Source organism: Hymenobacter glacialis (assembly GCF_001816165.1).
GTDB lineage: Bacteria > Bacteroidota > Bacteroidia > Cytophagales > Hymenobacteraceae > Hymenobacter > Hymenobacter glacialis.
On record NZ_MDZC01000057.1, the window covers coordinates 122,938 to 138,774 of the forward strand.

Sequence of the window (15,837 nt, forward strand, 5' to 3'; positions counted from 1 at the left end):
TCTCATCAAAAATAGCAGAAAACTCCCGGCCTGTTCCGGTTCAGACCCACCGTCGGCGCTGCTTGCCGGAAGAATTTTAATCTCAGCTTTGCGGCAACGTGCTCAGCGGTAGTTGAATTAGCGCCGAGTAGCCTTGGCTGGTGGCGCCACGGCAGCGGGCACGCGCAGGGCCTGCAAGGCTTTGAAATTGCCCTGGAACACGTTGAAATCGACCACGCCGCGAATGCCCGGCACGTAGGCTTCGTCGGAGTGCTGCCAGATTATCCACTTGGTGGAGGCCAGGGCGGGGCGTGCCACCTCGTAGTGGGCCAGCCAGAGCGGGTAGTTGTCGAAGTGCCCGGCCAGGTGGCGCTGGTAAAAGCTGTGGTTGGAATACAGAATGGGGCGCACGCCGTAGTGCGCCTCAATGAGGCGCAGCCAGCGGGCCACTTCCCGTCGCATCACGGCCACGTCGTGGAAATTGGAGGCTTCCACGTCGAGCACGGGCGGCAAATCGCCGGGCTTGAGGGGTACGGTGCGGGCAAACAAGTCGGCTTGTGCCTGGCCGCTGCGCTTGGGATGGAAGTAATGGTAGGCCCCGCAGAGCACGCCCGCCTTGCGGGCCTCGCGCCAGTTGCGGGCAAAGCGGGCGTCGCGCAGCGTAGCGCCCTCACTGGCCTTGATGAAGGCAAAGCGCACGTTGTGGCGGGCCACTTGGGGCCAGTCGATGCGTCCTTGGTAGGACGAAACGTCGATGCCGTGCACGGTGTAGCCGGCCAGCAAGGGGGTTCTTTCGCGGCCCGTGAGGCCGTCCTGCGTGAAGGTGGCCCAGGTGCGGCGGGCGTATCGGTTTATCTGCACGCGGTGGCGCAGGTAATACGCCGCGCCCAGCATCAGTCCCAGCATCAGCCCCAGCACCAGCCCGGCCAGCAGGGCGCGCCGCCACTGGCGGCGGGGCGTGCGGGGGGCGGGTTTGGCTTTGCGGGAGGCGCGAGGAGGAGGCGGCATAAGAGGGCGTGGCCCAAAAATAACGCCGGACCGGGACGCATCGTGCGTACGAGCCCGGGTTTTTGCGAACTTTGCCCTTCTTTCAGCTGCTCCTATTCCTATGTCTTTCCTCCGTGCTGCCGACGCCCGCGACGAATCCGGCCACCTCATCCGCGAGCTGCACGGCGTGACGCTCGCCCAAATTCTGGAGTATTTGGTGGCCGCCTACGGCTGGCCCGAGCTCGATGCCCGGCTGCGCATGAACTGCTTTGCCGAAAACCCCAGCATCAAGTCGAGCCTGAGCTTTTTGCGGCGCACGCCCTGGGCCCGCACCAAAGTGGAGGAGTTCTACATCAAGGCGCGCACGGCGGAGGTGCAAGGCCGCCCCCGGCACTAATTGACATGGCAGATATCAGCGAAAAATCCTCGAAATCGGCCCTGGTGGCCGGGCTGCTGTATTTTGTGGCCTTCGAAACCGTGGCTTTTTTCAGCCTGCAGTTTCTCACCTCGGGGCTGGGCGAGGCCAACCAATACCAGGAGGAAAACACCATTGTGAGCAACTGGGTGAAAACCATGGTGTTTGTGGTGGCGCACTTGCTGTTGGTTGTCGCGGCCATGCTGGTGCTCAGCAATCGGATGCCGCGCCGCTACCGGGGCCAGCTTATGGGGTGGTTTTACCTGTCGCTGGTCATGACTTTTGTGCTGATTATCCCGCTCTTCTAGACCACGGATTGGCACGGATTTAAGCGGATTTCACGGATTTTGTGCACGTCTTCGACCATTGCCGGACACGAAAGAGGCTTGCCATTTGGCAAGCCTCTTTCGTGTAACGTCACCGCTTTTCGCAGAGCCGGATGCCAACAATCGTCTACAAAATCCGTGAAATCCGCTTAAATCCGTGCCAATCAGTGGTAAAAAGCAAAACCACCGCTGTAGGCGGTGGCTCAAGGGTGAAATCTAGAAGTAGAAGTAGCACCCGGTCGGTCCCGGTGTTATGAATGGACTGCGGTGCCGGTCGGTCCCGGCGTTATCAAGCTAAATAATAATGGATGGTAAGTGTGGAAAAGCATAGCGCGCCGCGGGCGGCAACATAGCTCCCGGCTTAGTTGTGCCGAATGTCAATTTCGCGCTGCTGGTCGGTAGAGTTGAGGAAGGGAATGCGCACGCGCAACTCGTTGGCCTCGTGCACGGCATCGATGCGGGCCAGGTTGAGGTTGTCGGGCAGGTCGAGGGTCTGCACGAAGAGCGGAGCGGCCAGCTGGTCGTCGGGCTCGTGGCGGTACTCGCCAAACACGGTGAGGCGCTGGTCGTTGAGCACCACCCGGAAGCTGTCGGCGGTAACGGTGGGCATGGCCACGCGCACAATCACGCCTTTGGGGTGCTGGTCGATGCGCAACTTGGGCTGGGCTACGCCCCCGCCAATGGTGTTCAGCAAGTCAAGCTGCGGGGCAATGGTGCGGATAAATTTCGGGCTGATAAATTTCATAGTAGGGGGCCGAATTTCAGGTCGGCTTCACCCCACTATTACAAACGATGTACCAATCTGAATTCGGGGTTACCTGTGCTGTAAATCAGCCTTATTGACGTGTTTCTAATGCCGTATCTGCCCAGTTCGGTCAGGGTGGCGCACTGTTGCGGTTACGCCGAATTTTTGCAGACGAAATGGCGGGTTGCGGTAATGCCTCGACGTATTTCGGGAGGCCTTAAAACCGGCTGGTGAGGCCAAAGTGTATTTTGGAAGTGCGCAGCTCAAATGGCTGCTCGTTGGCCCGCCCCACCGAGTACACGAACTGAAAAAGCCCCGCCGCCGTGCGGAAGCTCAGGCCCGCCCCCAGCCCGGTGGGTTGGTCGGGGCCAATGGGGGAATTGGGGACGTCGTAACGCGTATAGGCCTGGTCAGCAAATAGAAACACGTACGAGTCGGTCCCAATAAACTGCCGAAATTCGGCTGTGGCCACGGCATAGGAGCTGGTGTAGAACTGGTTTTCGTTGAAGCCGCGCAGCGAGTTGAGGCCGCCGAGCCGGAACAGGTCGTTGGTAAACAGGCGAGGGTTGAGCAGGGATTCGCCCCGCAGCCGCAGGAGCAGCACCCCGGCCCGCTTCACGGGGAAGTAGCGCTCGGCCCGCAGGCCAAACGAGTACTGCGTGGTGCGCAGGGCCAGGCCACGGTAGAGTTCGGGCGCCAGCTGCGCGTTGAGGCTGATGGTTTTGGTGCCCACAGCTCCCTGGGCGTTGAGGAGAAAGCCCCGGCGCGGGAAAAACAGGTCGTCCAGGCTATTGAGCGCGTAGCCGATGCCATAGGAATTGTACTGCGAGTCCAGGTTCTGCGGGAGCCGCGTGGTGTCCTGCAGCGCGTCCAAAAAAGAGCCGCGCTGCTCGGCAAAGAAGCTCACGCGCCCCGCCCGCGCCGTGGGGTACGTGACCTGCAGCCGGGGCCGGATGGTGGTGAAGTCGTTGGTTTGCTTGTAGAGGTTGAAGCTGCCGGCCACCTCCAGCGGCGAGCCGAAGAAGTTGGGGTGCACGTACTGGGCATCGAGCAGCTGCGAAAACGCGTCGGTTTTGCGAAACTGCAGCCCAAACTGCTTGCCGCCGCCCTTGATGTTGCGCAGGTTGATGGTGACGTCGCCGGTGATTTGCACGCCGGTTTTGCTGGCATCGGCATTGGGCAGAATGCCCACAATGGCATCGAACTGGTTAGACGGCCGCTCATCGAGCAGCAGGTACACCCGGGCCTTGCCCCGCGCAAAGCGCACTTCCGGCTCGGCCTGCAGGCGTATGTAGGGCAGCTGGCGCAGGAGCCGGGCCGCCGCCGCCACCCGCTGCTGGCTGAAGGGCTGGTTGGGGAAAATCTGCAGGTATTTGGTCAGAAACCGCTTCTTGGTTTTGGTGGTGCCCACAATCTCCAGCGAGTCGAACACCACCGCCTGCCCGCGCCGCAGCACCACCCGCCCCGAAATGTCGCGGTCGCTGAGCTGAATGGAGTCCAGCCCCACGGTGGCAAACGGGAAGCCCTGGTTTTCGGCCTCGCCCAGCACCCGCTCCTGCAGCTTCACCCAGTCGGCGGGCACAAAGGGCGTTTGGTTGAAGAACTTCTCGCGGTAGCCGGCGCGTGCCAGCAGGCCGTCGCCCAGGTTGCCGTTTTGCAGGAAAGCCCAGCGGAACGGCTGGCCCACGTACAGGCGCACCCGCACCGTGTCGCGCGTCCAGCGCAGCTCGTCGGCCGAGGCCGTGAGGTAGGCATCGCCCTGCAGGCCCAGCACCAGCTCGCGCACCACGCGCAGGGCGGTAAGGGAATCGGGCACGGTGGCACGCACCTTGTAGCGGCGCAGAATGGGGCGGTCGGTGGCTTCGGTTTCCAGCACCAGCACCCGCGGGCGGCCGGGCACCCGGCGCGAGGCAGCCACAGGAGCCGGGGTGGCGGGCGGCACCGGCGGGGGCGCCAGGCCGGGCTGATTGGGAGCGTTGGGGCTCAGCGAAGGCGTTTGGGCCCACCCGGCAGACATCCCCACCAACCCGCTGAGCCCTAGCCACGCTACCCAGCACAATAGAAGCCGCTTACCCATTCGAACACACAACGCGAAAGCCGGCATTTAATTTCCCGAAGGTAACGGCCCACTCAGTCGCTTTTGGCAAGTGTTTGGGTTTTTGTTCAAACATATACTGTTAGGTGTTTCCGGGACCGAAGTCCATCCGGTAGCCGCGCGCCTTGTTGTTTGTTGAAGGGCTGTTCCGCTTCAGCCAAGCCGGGCCCGTGAAGCACACTATCCGTGCGCACGCCATCGGGCCGCCGCGCCACCTGTCCTTTCTTCGGCATGCCGGACATGGTTGGGCCACGCCCGCGAGCGCCAAGCGCTGCCCCGGAAGTGCTTGGCGCATTTCCGGGGCAGCGCCGAGGACGGTTCTTGCGGGTCCCTTGGTTGGGCGCGTGCGCTGTCTGCTCAGCGGCGGTCCTGCAGTTGCAGCGTCACGCAGGAGTCGCTGCGCAACAGCACCCGGGTGCGGTAGTAGCGCTGCCACGTCCGCTGCGCGGGCTCCCCGCAGGCCACCACCACACGGGGCGCCGCCGCCCCGGCCACAGCGCTCTCAGGCGTCACGCGGGCAACGCGGTGCCCGTGCTGGTACCGTTGGACGGCTGCGTAGAACTCGGGGCTGTCGTTGAGCCGCCCGTCGTCGTGCAACGCATAGTCCCGCAGACCGGGCAGCCGTTGGGTTTGAGCCCGCAGGTGCCCCCCGTACATCAACGCCGCTTCCTGCAAGCGTGCGTCCGTGGAACCGCGCGTGCGCACGAGCTGGGCGCTGTAGGGCACCGCGGCCACCAGCAGCACGGCCAGCAGGCGCACCGCGGGCCGCGGGTAGCGGCGCCCCTGCGCGGCCACGGAGGCGGCCACCAAGCGGCCCAGTCCGATGAGGCCGGCAGCGGCCAGCAGGGCCAACAGCGGGTACGCCGGCGCATCGTACCAACCAAGTTTGGTGGGCACCAGCGAAATAACAAGCAGCATGGTTCCGGCCGTCGCGCCAAGCACCCGGCACAACCACCACGCCCGGCTCTGGCGGGGTGCGGCCCAGCCCAGCCCCGCGCCCGCCAGCGCCGCGGGCAGCCAGTAGCTGAACTTGGCCGTGGCCAGTTCCCAGGCGTACCAGTGCACGGGGGTAGCCGTGCCCCCTCCAGAGCCCCCGCGGCCGGCCCCGCCCACTTCGTACTGCCACACCCCCGGCCAGGTAGCCCGGGCGCTGCCCGCCTCGCGCCCCCACGTACCAGGCCAGCGCGGTCCCGGCCACCACCCCCAGCCCGGCCCAGGCGCGCCGGCGCGCAGCCGCCGCAGTTGCCCCGTCAACCATAGGGCCGCAAGCAACCCGGGGCCGAAGAATAAGCCCGCGACGCCCTTGGTGAGCACGGCCAAGGCAAATGCCGCCCCGGCCCCCCAGGCGTGGCGTGCGCGGCCCGTGGCCGCGTAGGCCAGCCAGGCCAGGGCCCCCAAGGTGGTCCAGAGCGTGAGCAGGGCGTCGTAATCGCCGGTGCGCGCCACGTGCAACCGGACGTAGCCTGGGGCGGAGAGCAGCACCAGAGCGGCCAGCAGCCCCGCCCGCCAGGACCCCAGCCAGCGGCTGCCGGCGCGGTACACGGCCCCCACCGTTGCCAGCGCGGCCAGCGCCGAGGGCAGGCGCAGCGCCAGTTCGGTCGGGCCCAGCACCAACATGCTCAGCGCCTGCAGCCAAGGCAACAGCGGCGGCTTGCTGTTCCACAGGTCGGGCACGCCCCGGTGGGTGAGCACCAGCGCGTCGCCATTGACCAGGATTTCAAGCGCGTTCAGGCCCGTACGCGCCTCGTCCCACTGCTGGGCCGGCAGCCGGCCTAGCAGCCAAAACAAAGGGCCTGCCGCCGCCAGCCCCACCACCAGCCCCCGGGCCAGCCGGTGCGCGAGGGGAACAGAAGAAGCGGCGCGTGTCACGCCAACGCGCCCGAGGCGCTAAAATGTACTGCCATAGGGATAAAGAAGCGGAGCCTTCCCGCAACAAGCGGGGCTTGGCTACACCCAAAAATAAGTACGTGTCGCTGCCCGTAAAAAATTTGGAAGCCGCCACGGGTGGTCTTTCGTCACAGCCTTAATGGAACCGGCTTCGGGTGCCGCCGCCCGGCAAAGGCATGGCGGTGCCAGTTAGCGGTCGGAGAGATTTTCGGCGAAAAGCGGTTGAAATGCCTCTGAAAATAGCTTTTTAATTCCGAAGTCAATTCGCCAACAGTATCCAATAACAGGCAATTGCGTTGGATGCTTGGTTCGTTTAAATTGAGAAAGCAACGGCCAGCCAGGCGCCCGGAAAGGCAAGCACAGGCACGTTCTACTGCGGCAAAAACAGCCGAAACGTAGTGCCCTGGCCTACTTCGCTGCTGGTTTCTACGCGCCCGCCGGCCAGGTGTACCAGGCGGTTCACAAGGTACAGGCCCACACCCGACCCGGCCACGTCGGGGTGGAAGCGCCGAAACAGCTGAAACAGCTCGCCGCCGTGGCGCTCCAGGTCGATGCCGCGCCCGTTGTCCTGCACGCTCAGCACCGCCATGCCGTCGTGGTAAGCGGTGCGCACGGCTATGCGCGGGACCTGGCCCGGCTGCGCGTATTTCAGGGCGTTACTGAGCAGGTTGTAGAGCACGCTTTGCAGGCCGGGTCGCGCCATGTGCAGAGTGGGCACCGCCCCAAAATCCAAGGTAAACACCGCTTCCGGCTCGCCAACCGCCGCGGGCAGGCTGCGGATAATTTCTTCAGTGAAAGCCTGCAGCTCCACGGCCTCCGCGGGGGCCTGCTCCAGCTCCCGCTTCCGCTGCACCACTTCCGTGAGACCGTCGATGGTGGTGAGTAGCTGCTGCAGGGCTCCGTGGAACATGCCCACCATATTGCCCGAAGCCGGGTCGTGAAAGGTGGCGCTGCGCTCAAACTCCTGAAACAGGCCGGCCAGGTTGTGCACCGGCTGCCGCAGGTCGTGCGAGGCCGTGTACACGAAGCTGTCTAGGTCGGCATTGATGCGGATAAGCTCTTCGTTTTGGGTGCGCAGCTGCTCGCGCTGCGCCTCGGCTTCGGCCTTGCTCCGGAGCAGCTCCTGCTCGTACTTGCGGCGGTCGGTGATGTCGAACAGGGTCACGCGCACCACCAGTGGGTCGCCGTTGGCGTCGCGCAGCAGCACGGCGTTCAGCAGCACCGGCACGGCGGCACCGGCTTTGGTGCGCAGCGAATAGCTGATTTCGCGGATGTGGCCCTGCAGCAGGAGCAGGGGCACGCCGTGCATTTCGAAGTGCAGGCGCCCACCCACCGTCAGGAGCTGCTGCAGGCAGTGGCGCGCCACCAGCTCTTCGCGCTGGTAGCCCAGCCATTGCAGCAGGGTGTGGTTGAGCTTCACCAGCGTGCCATCGGGCAGGCAGGAGCAGTAGCCGCAGGGGGCGTTATCGTAGAGGTCGTCGAGGTTTTCCTCCGTCAGGCGCAGGTCCAGCGCCGGCATATTCATAATATCGCCCTCCTTCATACCTGCGCTATACGCGCTGGCTCCAGAAATAGGTTGATGGCGCTGATGGTTTGCTGCGGGGCACTGAGGTGGGGGCAGTGGCCCGAGTTGTTGAGAACCGTGAGCTGGCTCTGGGCCAGGTGCTGGTGCAGGTACTGGCCCACGGCCAGCGGCGCCAGGGCGTCCTGCGCCGATTGCAGAATGAGCGCCGGCGTGCGCACGTGCGGCAGGTCGGCCCGGTTGTCGGAGAGAAACGTGACCCGGGCAAAATGCTGGGCAATGGCCGGGTCGGTGTTGCAGAAGCTGTTGTTGAGCTCCTCGCTAAGCTCGGGCCGCTCGGGGTGGCCCATGATGACCGGGGTGATGCCCGCCGACCAGCCCAGGTAGTTGTTGTCCATGGTTTCGAACAACTCCTCGATGTCAGCCAGCTCGAAGCCACCGGTGTAGCCGGTGTCGTTGAGGTAGCGCGGCGAGGGCGCCACCAGCACCAGCCGGGCCACCCGTGCCGGCTTGCGAATGGCCACCAGCACCGCAATCATGGCACTCACCGAATGGCCCACCAGCACAATGTCGTGCAGGTCCAGCGCCTGCAGCACGTCCAGCACGTCTTCGGCGTGGGCATCAAGCGAGCTGTAGCGGGCCGGGTCGTAGGCGGTGAGGTCCGACTTGCCCGCCCCCACCAGGTCGAGCAGTATCACGCGGTACCGGTCTTCAAAAGCAGGCGCCACCAGCCGCCACATGTGCTGGTTGCAGCCAAACCCGTGCACAAAAACCATGGCCTGCTGGCCCGTGCCCGTCACCGTTACGTTGTTGCGATTCAAAACATCCATTGCGTCTTGCCGTTGTGTAAAGCGGCCTCTGCAGCCGCTGCCCGCTGCCAGATGAGGCATTCGAATATGAAAGGTAGCTACGGATGGCCTTGCCCTGGGCACCGGAGTTACCTTTGTGGAGCGCGGGCATTCCGTGGCTAGGTGTTACCCCGCATTTGCGCTTTCATGGCCGGCCTCTACCTCCACATCCCCTTCTGCAAGCAGGCCTGCCACTACTGCGACTTCCACTTCAGCACCTCGCTGGGGCTGAAAAGCCGCTTGGTGGAGGCCATTGTGCGGGAAATTGAGCTGCGTCGGGACTACCTGGGCGCTGTCCCGGCACTGGAAACCATCTACTTCGGCGGCGGCACGCCCTCGCTGCTCACCGCCTTGGAGCTGGAGCAGATTTTTGCGGCCATTCACCGCCATTTTGCCGTGGCGCCGCAGGCTGAAATCACCCTCGAAGCCAACCCCGACGACCTGAGCGCCACCAAGCTGCTGGAGCTTCGGCAGGCGGGCGTCAACCGCCTCAGCATCGGCCTGCAGAGTTTCTACGAGCCGCACCTGCGGATGATGAACCGCGCCCACACCGCCGAGGAATCGACCACGGCCGTGCGCCGCGCCCAGGACGCGGGCTTCGAAAACCTGTCCATCGACCTGATTTACGGCGTGCCCGCGCCCGGCCACCACATCTGGGAGGCCGACCTGGCCAATGCCTTCGCGCTGGGCGTGCCCCACGTGTCGGCCTACGCCCTCACCATTGAGCCCGGCACGGCCTTCGGTCACCGCCTGCAGAAGGGCACCTTCCGGGCCGCGCCCGATGAGTTTGTGGCCACGCAGTTTGAGATGCTGCTGGCGGCCATGCGCGCCCACGGCTACGAGCAGTACGAAATCAGCAACTTCTGCCGGCCCGGCCGCGAGAGCCGCCACAACGGCAACTACTGGCGCGGCGTGCCCTATCTGGGCCTGGGCCCCAGCGCCCACAGCTACGACGGCCGCAACCGCCAGTTTACCCTGGCCAACAACCCACAGTACGTGGCCGCTGTGCTCGAGCGCGGCGAAGTGCCCGTGACCGTGGACGCCCTCACCGCCACCGACCGGGCCAACGAGTACCTGCTTACCACCCTGCGCACCGCCCGCGGCTGCGACCTGGCCCACCTGCGCGCCCACCTCGGCCTCGACCTGCTGGCCACGCGCCCCGCCTACCTGGCCGAGCTGCAGGCCAACGGCTGGGCCCGCCTGTCCGGCGAAGTCCTGACCCTGACCGACGCCGGCAAGCTCCTGGCCGACCACATCACCCTGGAGCTATTTGTCGCGGATTGACGCGGATTTGGCGTATTTCACGGATTATTGGTTGGCGCTGACGCACTGCGCCCCGAAAAAAGCTCCTGTCCGCACAGCCAATGGCCCGCGTCATCAACCAAATCTGCCTAAATCCGTGATTCTATGAAGCTATTGAGCGACAGCATTGCCGACGATGCCGACTTCTTCGTGGAGCAAATTCACCTTGTGGCCATCGTTTTCGACAATACCGACGACGTGACCGTGTGGGCTACCACGTTTTTCGACAACGACAGCCACTTTTTCCACCTCGCCCTGCCTTTTAAGTTGCTGGACGTGCTGCTGGGCCTGGCGCACACTCGCGCCGCCGACCTGCAGGAAGAAGTGGCCGATGCCCTGGCCGCCGCCGAGTGGCCCGCCCTGCTCGAATACAACGCCGACGACAAGCTGCCCGTGCCACTGCCCAGCGTTGCCCTCAAGCTGTCCGTGACCTACCCCGCCATTGAGGACGACGAAAGCGGCGACGAAGAACCCGACGACCCCCAGCCCCACAACATCTTCTACCTCGAAGGCGTGTTTGTGCGGCTTGATACTTAAGGGCAGGGCACTGCTGCCGACCTCGCCCGGGCGCCAGAAAATGTAAAAATGGAAGCTTCACCCGCCGTCTTTTATCTCATTCCCGGGCTGGGGGCCGACGAGCGGGTGTTTCAGTTCCTGCGCCTGCGGGGCGAGGTACACGTGTTGCACTGGCTGCCGCCCCAAACCCCGCGCGAGCCGCTGCTGCACTACGCCGCCCGCCTCGCGGCGGCCGTGCCCGTAGCGCAGGCCTGCTGGCTGGTTGGCGTTTCTTTCGGGGGCGTGCTGGCATTAGAAGTAGCGCAGCTACGTCCGCTGGCCCGGGTCGTGCTGGTGTCCAGCTTTGCGGGGCCTGCCGAGCTGCCGTGGGTGGCGGACCTGGCCCGGGCCACCGGTCTGCACCACCTGCTGCCGCCGCAGCTGTTGCCGCGCCTGCCGCGGGTGGCGCAGTGGTTTTTTGGGGTGAAAAATGGTAGCGAATACCAGCTCCTTCGGCAGATTCTGCAGGATACCGACCCGGGTTTCACGCGTTGGGCCATCGCCCAGCTGGTGCAGTGGCCGGGCCGGACGCAAGCTGCCGCCGTTCGCATTCACGGCACTTCCGACCGGCTGCTGCCCAAAGGGGCCGCCCGCAGCCAGTACCGGCTGCCGGGTGGCCACCTTATTATCGTGAGCCGCGCCGCCGAAATCAGCCGCATTCTCAATCAACTGGCTGACGCCGTTCCCGTGGAGCCAGCGTAATTCTTGGTTTATTTCATCAAGCCATAGGCCGCTACGCGAGTACTCGTCCTCGGCACAACGCACCATTAATATCCGTTAGCAATGCTTCCCACTTACCCCTACGCCGGCCGCACCTACTCTTTCGACCCCGCCGCGCCCATTGATATTTCCCTGCCCCTGGCCCCCGGTCCCGACCAGGTAAACTGTTTCTGGGCCGAGCCCGTGCAGTTCGACACCATTCGGGTGGGCAGCTTTGTGGGCAGTGTGGCGCTGGGGGGCAGCACCAACTACCAGCGCGTGCACCTCACGCCCCACGGCAACGGCACCCACACCGAATGCTACGGCCACATCTCGCCCGACCCGGCCGCCACCCTCAACCAGTGCCTGCGCCGCTTCCTGTTCGTGGCCCGGCTGGTGAGCGTGGCCCCAGTGCCCCAGCCCAACGGCGACTTAGTGGTACTATTGGCCGACGTGCAAGCTGCCCTGGCCCTGCAGCCCGACCGCTCCCTGCCCGAAGCCCTGGTACTGCGCACCCTGCCCAACGACCCCGCCAAGCGCACTCGCCAGTACTCCGGCACCAACCCCACCTACATCGAGCCCGCGCTGGCGCATTTTCTGGTAGCGCATGGCGTCGAACATTTCCTCCTCGACCTGCCCAGCGTGGACCGCGAAGAGGACGCCGGCCAGCTCCTGGCCCACCACGCCTTCTGGACCTACCCCGCCGCCCCCCGCTGCAGCGCCACCATCACTGAGCTAATTTTTGTGCCCGATGAAGCGAAGGATGGATTATACCTTCTCAATATCCAAGTCACTAGCCTTGAGCTGGATGCCAGCCCCAGCAAGCCCGTGCTCTACCGCTTGGAAGTGCTGGCTACTGCCTGAATTTGGACTGTTCGTGCAACCGTGCCGGCCGCCACGGAATCTACCGCACGAACCTTTCCCTCATTCACATGCCCGTTATGCGTGCCCTTCGCCTTTTTCTGCCCGGTGTTCTGCTGGTTGCCAGCGCTATCCATAGCTCAGCCCAAACTGCGCCGGTGCCGGCAGCCACGCCGGGTGCCGTACCGTTGCTACCAACGGCGGGACCGGCCCCAACCAATGCGGCTTCCGATAAACTCTTGCTCAAAGTGGGTCTGAATGCCGGGCGCGCTATCACCATGGGGGGCTATGACGGCTTCCTGGGCCGGGTGCCGTTGTCGGTAGGAGCGGAGGTTGCGCTAAGCTCTAAGTTCACCCTGTACGGCCAGGCCGATGCCGACTTCAGCCTGCGCCGCCGCACCTTCTACGGCGGAGAGCGCAGCAACCTGATTCCCGCCGGCGCCGTGGGCCTGGGCGGGCGCTACTACTACAACCAGGCTGGCCGGGCGCGCAGCAACCGCGCCCACGGGCAGTTCATCGGCAATTACGTGGGCCTTGAAGCGCACGCCGAAATGCGCCGCCTCTACGGCCGCAGTGTCCAAACCATGCCTTCCCTGAACTTGCTCTGGGGCATGCAGCGGCGCATCAACCGCAGCCTCCTGTTTGACATCAATGCCGGGGTGGGCGCCGGAGCCAGCTACAACCGCGCCGTACTGGGCCTTTCTTCGGCCCCCCTCACCCTCACTACCCAACTCAACGCCAGCCTTTACTTTGGGCGGTAACGGCGGCAAGTGGAGTGCTACAGCATTGTGCAACAAAGCATGCACACCGACCCACAACGCGAAAAAGGCTGCTCCGTGAGGAGCAGCCTTTTCTATATCAGGCTGGCAGCAATTAAGCTGGAACCGAAACTACTTCGCGGGGCAGAACCGTTACGAACGAACGGTCTTTGCGGCCTTTCTTGAACTGAACTTCGCCGTCAACGAGAGCAAACAGCGTATGGTCCTTGCCCATGCCTACGTTCTCGCCGGCGTGGTGCTTGGTACCGCGCTGACGCACGATGATGTTGCCGGCAACGAGGGCCTGGCCACCGAAGATTTTTACGCCGAGACGTTTGGAATGCGATTCGCGGCCGTTGTTGGACGAGCCGACACCTTTCTTGTGAGCCATATTTTTAAAGAATTATGAATTACGAATTATCAATTATGAAATGGTAGAGTTGCTCGAACAGCAATTCATAATTCATAATTTTTAATTCATAATTGGCCTTAGCCAATGCTGTTAATCATTACTTTGGTGAACGACTGGCGGTGGCCGTTCATCTTCTGGTAGCCCTTGCGACGCTTCTTCTTGAAGACGAGAACTTTGTCACCCTTCACGTGAGCGAGGATGGTGCCGGTTACGGCGATGTTCAGCTCGGGGGCACCGATGGTCAACGTGCCGTTGTCGTCGGTCAGCAGGGCGTTGCCCAGCGTAACCACGTCACCGACGTTGCCGGCCAGTTTGTGAGCGTAAACGAATTTGTTGGCCTCAACCTTGGTCTGCTGGCCAGCTATGTTAACAATTGCGTACATCAGCTTTCGCGGGTTTTTCTGAAATGGGAAGGCAAAAGTACGACTATGGTTTGGGATTTCCAAGCCTAAGTTGTTAATCGTCATTGGCTGTTTGCCGGAGCTCCCGTCAGAACCGCCTTCAGGCGGAGGATGGGCGGATTACGGACACCCTGGAAATTTACACCAATACGGATGTACAGCCTGCCATTTTGGGGACAAGCGGGTTTATCCACAGTCAAAATGTGGATAAGTGGAAGAAAAGCGGCTGATTTTGAGGGTTTTTTGAGTCGCTGGAGCAAGGAAGCTTGGGCGGAATGCCGCAGTTGCCCGGTGGGAATGGATGCGTTCTTAGCGAAAAATAAACGAATAAAAAACCAAAAAACTGTGGCAATACCCCTCCCGGGTCGGGCTATATTTGGTGCTGGAAGGCTAGCTGCTTTTTTGAGACGCCAGCCAAACATCTGCCGGATAACGGCAGTTGACTGTTCCCTTTCCCCGACGAAACCTGCCACTAAGACCCCCGCTATTTATGGAGCCGCTCCTCGCCGAAAACCCCAACCGCTTCGTGCTATTTCCCATCCAGAACGATGAGGTGTGGCAGTTCTACAAGAAGTCGCAGGCCTCGTTCTGGACGGCCGAAGAAATTGACCTCTCGCAGGACCAGAAAGACTGGAACAACCTGAACGACAACGAGCGTCATTTCATTAAGCACGTGCTGGCCTTCTTCGCCGCCTCCGATGGCATCGTGAACGAGAACCTGGCCGTGAACTTCATGCAGGAAGTGCAGATGCCCGAGGCGCGCTGCTTCTACGGCTTCCAGATTATGATGGAAAACATTCACAGCGAGACTTATTCGCTGCTGATTGACACCTACATCAAAGACCCCAAGGAGAAGGACTACCTCTTCAACGCCCTCGAGACGGTGCCCGCCGTGCAGAAAAAAGGCGAGTGGGCCCTGAAGTGGATTAACTCCGAAAACTTCGCCGAGCGCCTCATCGCCTTCGCGGCGGTGGAAGGCATCTTCTTCTCCGGCTCGTTTTGCAGCATCTTTTGGCTGAAAAAGCGCGGCCTCATGCCCGGCCTCACCTTCTCGAACGAGTTGATTTCCAGGGATGAAGGCCTGCACTGCGACTTCGCCTGCCTGCTCTACAGCTACCTGCAAAACAAGCTGCCCGAAGCGCAGGTGCAAGGCATCATTGCCGATGCTGTGCGCATCGAGCAGGAATTCGTGACCGATGCGCTGCCCGTGAGCCTCATCGGCATGAACGCCAAAACGATGGCACAATACATTGAGTTTGTGGCCGACCGCCTGCTGGTGTCCCTCGGCTGCGCCAAGATTTACAACGCCACCAATCCTTTCGACTTCATGGAGATGATTTCGGTGCAGGGCAAGACCAACTTCTTTGAGAAGAGAGTCGCTGAGTATCAGAAAGCTGGCGTGATGAGTGAACGCAACGACAACGTGTTCTCGCTCGACGAGGATTTCTAGAAGCTGAATATTCAGCGTCTGTCACGCCCCCTGTCATGCTGAGCCTGCGAAGCATCCTCTCACCGCCGCACGATTCGTTGTGGCGTGAGAGGATGCTTCGCAGGCTCAGCATGACAGGGGGCAAGACAGGGGGCGTGATAGGATGCTTCCTTCGTCAGCATGACATATAGCCATGGCCTACTTCGTTTACATCACAACCAATCCGGCTAAAACGGTGCTGTATATTGGGGTGACGGGTAGCCTGAACCGCCGACTGGCGCAGCACTACGACAACCGGGGCGATGCCAAAACTTTTGCCGGGCGCTACTTCTGCTACCATTTGCTGTATGCGGAGCAGTTTGCGGATATCACCTCAGCTATTGCGCGGGAGAAGGAACTCAAGGGGTGGACGCGGGCAAAGAAAGATGCACTGATTGAGTCGGTTAACCCCGAGCGGGAGATCCTGACGTCCTATTGATGGCGTGCCCCTTGCCGTGCTGCGCCTCCTGTCATGCTGAGCGCAGCGAAGCATCCTCTCACTGGTGTACGATTCGTTCAGCGGTGAGAGGATGCTTCGCTGCGCTCAGCATGACAGGAGGCGCAGCACGGCAGTGCG

The 15,837-nt window shown here is 62.7% G+C and carries 17 protein-coding genes; 9 read left to right on the top strand and 8 right to left on the bottom strand.

Annotation, left to right across the window (positions count from 1 at the left end; translation table 11 throughout):
- Positions 1-117 precede the first annotated feature (117 nt).
- Positions 118-987 (bottom strand): glycoside hydrolase family 25 protein, encoded by an 870-nt coding sequence (locus BEN48_RS08395; RefSeq protein ID WP_070734137.1) that lies wholly within the window; start codon positions 985-987, stop codon positions 118-120.
- A 100-nt stretch (positions 988-1,087) separates the two neighbouring features.
- Here BEN48_RS08395 and BEN48_RS08400 point away from each other — a divergent pair, with 100 nt between their 5' ends.
- Entirely contained in the window at positions 1,088-1,363 is a 276-nt protein-coding gene (locus BEN48_RS08400; RefSeq protein WP_070734138.1) for a VF530 family protein, read from the top strand.
- A 5-nt stretch (positions 1,364-1,368) separates the two neighbouring features.
- On the top strand, positions 1,369-1,689 hold the full coding sequence (locus BEN48_RS08405) for a hypothetical protein (protein WP_070734139.1): 321 nt from the start codon (positions 1,369-1,371) through the stop codon (positions 1,687-1,689).
- Positions 1,690-2,068: 379 nt separating this feature from the next.
- Here BEN48_RS08405 and BEN48_RS08410 read toward each other — a convergent pair whose 3' ends face one another.
- The 5 genes from BEN48_RS08410 to BEN48_RS08430 all read right to left on the bottom strand — a co-directional run bounded on the left by BEN48_RS08410 (position 2,069) and on the right by BEN48_RS08430 (position 8,786).
- The gene (locus BEN48_RS08410) at positions 2,069-2,452 is read right to left on the bottom strand and encodes an Hsp20/alpha crystallin family protein (RefSeq protein ID WP_070734140.1); all 384 of its coding nucleotides are present in this window, start codon (positions 2,450-2,452) and stop codon (positions 2,069-2,071) included.
- 217 nt (positions 2,453-2,669) lie between these two features.
- Positions 2,670-4,469: a BamA/TamA family outer membrane protein gene (locus BEN48_RS08415; RefSeq protein WP_158010131.1), complete on the bottom strand. Its 1,800-nt coding sequence runs from the start codon at positions 4,467-4,469 to the stop codon at positions 2,670-2,672.
- A 435-nt stretch (positions 4,470-4,904) separates the two neighbouring features.
- Entirely contained in the window at positions 4,905-6,416 is a 1,512-nt protein-coding gene (locus tag BEN48_RS08420) for an ArnT family glycosyltransferase (RefSeq protein WP_125932538.1), read from the bottom strand.
- 388 nt (positions 6,417-6,804) lie between these two features.
- Positions 6,805-7,953, bottom strand: coding sequence for a PAS domain-containing sensor histidine kinase (locus BEN48_RS08425; RefSeq protein WP_206599832.1), 1,149 nt, complete (start codon positions 7,951-7,953; stop codon positions 6,805-6,807).
- 20 nt (positions 7,954-7,973) lie between these two features.
- The gene (locus BEN48_RS08430) at positions 7,974-8,786 is read right to left on the bottom strand and encodes an alpha/beta fold hydrolase (protein ID WP_070734144.1); all 813 of its coding nucleotides are present in this window, start codon (positions 8,784-8,786) and stop codon (positions 7,974-7,976) included.
- A 165-nt stretch (positions 8,787-8,951) separates the two neighbouring features.
- On the opposite strand from BEN48_RS08430, the gene hemW reads away from it, so the two are divergent.
- The 5 genes from hemW to BEN48_RS08455 all read left to right on the top strand — a co-directional run bounded on the left by hemW (position 8,952) and on the right by BEN48_RS08455 (position 12,982).
- Positions 8,952-10,088, top strand: coding sequence for a radical SAM family heme chaperone HemW (gene hemW / locus BEN48_RS08435; RefSeq protein WP_070734145.1), 1,137 nt, complete (start codon positions 8,952-8,954; stop codon positions 10,086-10,088).
- A 123-nt stretch (positions 10,089-10,211) separates the two neighbouring features.
- Positions 10,212-10,643 (top strand): hypothetical protein, encoded by a 432-nt coding sequence (locus tag BEN48_RS08440; protein ID WP_070734146.1) that lies wholly within the window; start codon positions 10,212-10,214, stop codon positions 10,641-10,643.
- A gap of 48 nt (positions 10,644-10,691) precedes the next feature.
- A complete protein-coding gene (locus tag BEN48_RS08445; RefSeq protein WP_070734147.1) occupies positions 10,692-11,363 on the top strand; it encodes an alpha/beta hydrolase in 672 nt (223 codons plus the stop codon).
- Positions 11,364-11,444: 81 nt separating this feature from the next.
- Positions 11,445-12,224 carry a cyclase family protein gene (locus BEN48_RS08450; protein WP_070734148.1) on the top strand — a complete coding sequence of 260 codons (780 nt, stop codon included), beginning with the start codon at positions 11,445-11,447 and terminating at the stop codon, positions 12,222-12,224.
- A 68-nt stretch (positions 12,225-12,292) separates the two neighbouring features.
- Entirely contained in the window at positions 12,293-12,982 is a 690-nt protein-coding gene (locus BEN48_RS08455) for a hypothetical protein (protein WP_125932539.1), read from the top strand.
- 112 nt (positions 12,983-13,094) lie between these two features.
- On the opposite strand, the gene rpmA is transcribed toward BEN48_RS08455, so the two are convergent.
- Positions 13,095-13,370, bottom strand: a complete 276-nt coding sequence (gene rpmA / locus BEN48_RS08460) for a 50S ribosomal protein L27 (RefSeq protein ID WP_070729322.1) — start codon at positions 13,368-13,370, stop codon at positions 13,095-13,097.
- 98 nt (positions 13,371-13,468) lie between these two features.
- Positions 13,469-13,774, bottom strand: coding sequence for a 50S ribosomal protein L21 (rplU, locus tag BEN48_RS08465; RefSeq protein WP_035560717.1), 306 nt, complete (start codon positions 13,772-13,774; stop codon positions 13,469-13,471).
- 508 nt (positions 13,775-14,282) lie between these two features.
- Between rplU and BEN48_RS08470 the strand changes: the two genes are divergently transcribed.
- Both BEN48_RS08470 and BEN48_RS08475 read left to right on the top strand, forming a co-directional pair.
- Positions 14,283-15,242 carry a ribonucleoside-diphosphate reductase small subunit gene (locus BEN48_RS08470; RefSeq protein WP_070734150.1) on the top strand — a complete coding sequence of 320 codons (960 nt, stop codon included), beginning with the start codon at positions 14,283-14,285 and terminating at the stop codon, positions 15,240-15,242.
- A gap of 172 nt (positions 15,243-15,414) precedes the next feature.
- The gene (locus BEN48_RS08475) at positions 15,415-15,699 is read left to right on the top strand and encodes a GIY-YIG nuclease family protein (protein WP_070734151.1); all 285 of its coding nucleotides are present in this window, start codon (positions 15,415-15,417) and stop codon (positions 15,697-15,699) included.
- The last annotated feature ends 138 nt before the right edge of the window (positions 15,700-15,837 follow it).

What these genes read in the sequence shown, in the direction of transcription:
- BEN48_RS08395 (WP_070734137.1), bottom strand. Translation starts at nt 987, where the DNA reads ATGCCGCCTCCTCCTCGCGCCTCCCGCAAAGCCAAACCCGCCCCCCGC.
- BEN48_RS08400 (WP_070734138.1), top strand. Translation starts at nt 1,088, where the DNA reads ATGTCTTTCCTCCGTGCTGCCGACGCCCGCGACGAATCCGGCCACCTC.
- BEN48_RS08405 (WP_070734139.1), top strand. Translation starts at nt 1,369, where the DNA reads ATGGCAGATATCAGCGAAAAATCCTCGAAATCGGCCCTGGTGGCCGGG.
- BEN48_RS08410 (WP_070734140.1), bottom strand. Translation starts at nt 2,452, where the DNA reads ATGAAATTTATCAGCCCGAAATTTATCCGCACCATTGCCCCGCAGCTT.
- BEN48_RS08415 (WP_158010131.1), bottom strand. Translation starts at nt 4,469, where the DNA reads ATGTCTGCCGGGTGGGCCCAAACGCCTTCGCTGAGCCCCAACGCTCCC.
- BEN48_RS08425 (WP_206599832.1), bottom strand. Translation starts at nt 7,953, where the DNA reads ATGCCGGCGCTGGACCTGCGCCTGACGGAGGAAAACCTCGACGACCTC.
- BEN48_RS08430 (WP_070734144.1), bottom strand. Translation starts at nt 8,786, where the DNA reads ATGGATGTTTTGAATCGCAACAACGTAACGGTGACGGGCACGGGCCAG.
- hemW (WP_070734145.1), top strand. Translation starts at nt 8,952, where the DNA reads ATGGCCGGCCTCTACCTCCACATCCCCTTCTGCAAGCAGGCCTGCCAC.
- BEN48_RS08440 (WP_070734146.1), top strand. Translation starts at nt 10,212, where the DNA reads ATGAAGCTATTGAGCGACAGCATTGCCGACGATGCCGACTTCTTCGTG.
- BEN48_RS08445 (WP_070734147.1), top strand. Translation starts at nt 10,692, where the DNA reads ATGGAAGCTTCACCCGCCGTCTTTTATCTCATTCCCGGGCTGGGGGCC.
- BEN48_RS08450 (WP_070734148.1), top strand. Translation starts at nt 11,445, where the DNA reads ATGCTTCCCACTTACCCCTACGCCGGCCGCACCTACTCTTTCGACCCC.
- BEN48_RS08455 (WP_125932539.1), top strand. Translation starts at nt 12,293, where the DNA reads ATGCCCGTTATGCGTGCCCTTCGCCTTTTTCTGCCCGGTGTTCTGCTG.
- rpmA (WP_070729322.1), bottom strand. Translation starts at nt 13,370, where the DNA reads ATGGCTCACAAGAAAGGTGTCGGCTCGTCCAACAACGGCCGCGAATCG.
- rplU (WP_035560717.1), bottom strand. Translation starts at nt 13,774, where the DNA reads ATGTACGCAATTGTTAACATAGCTGGCCAGCAGACCAAGGTTGAGGCC.
- BEN48_RS08470 (WP_070734150.1), top strand. Translation starts at nt 14,283, where the DNA reads ATGGAGCCGCTCCTCGCCGAAAACCCCAACCGCTTCGTGCTATTTCCC.
- BEN48_RS08475 (WP_070734151.1), top strand. Translation starts at nt 15,415, where the DNA reads ATGGCCTACTTCGTTTACATCACAACCAATCCGGCTAAAACGGTGCTG.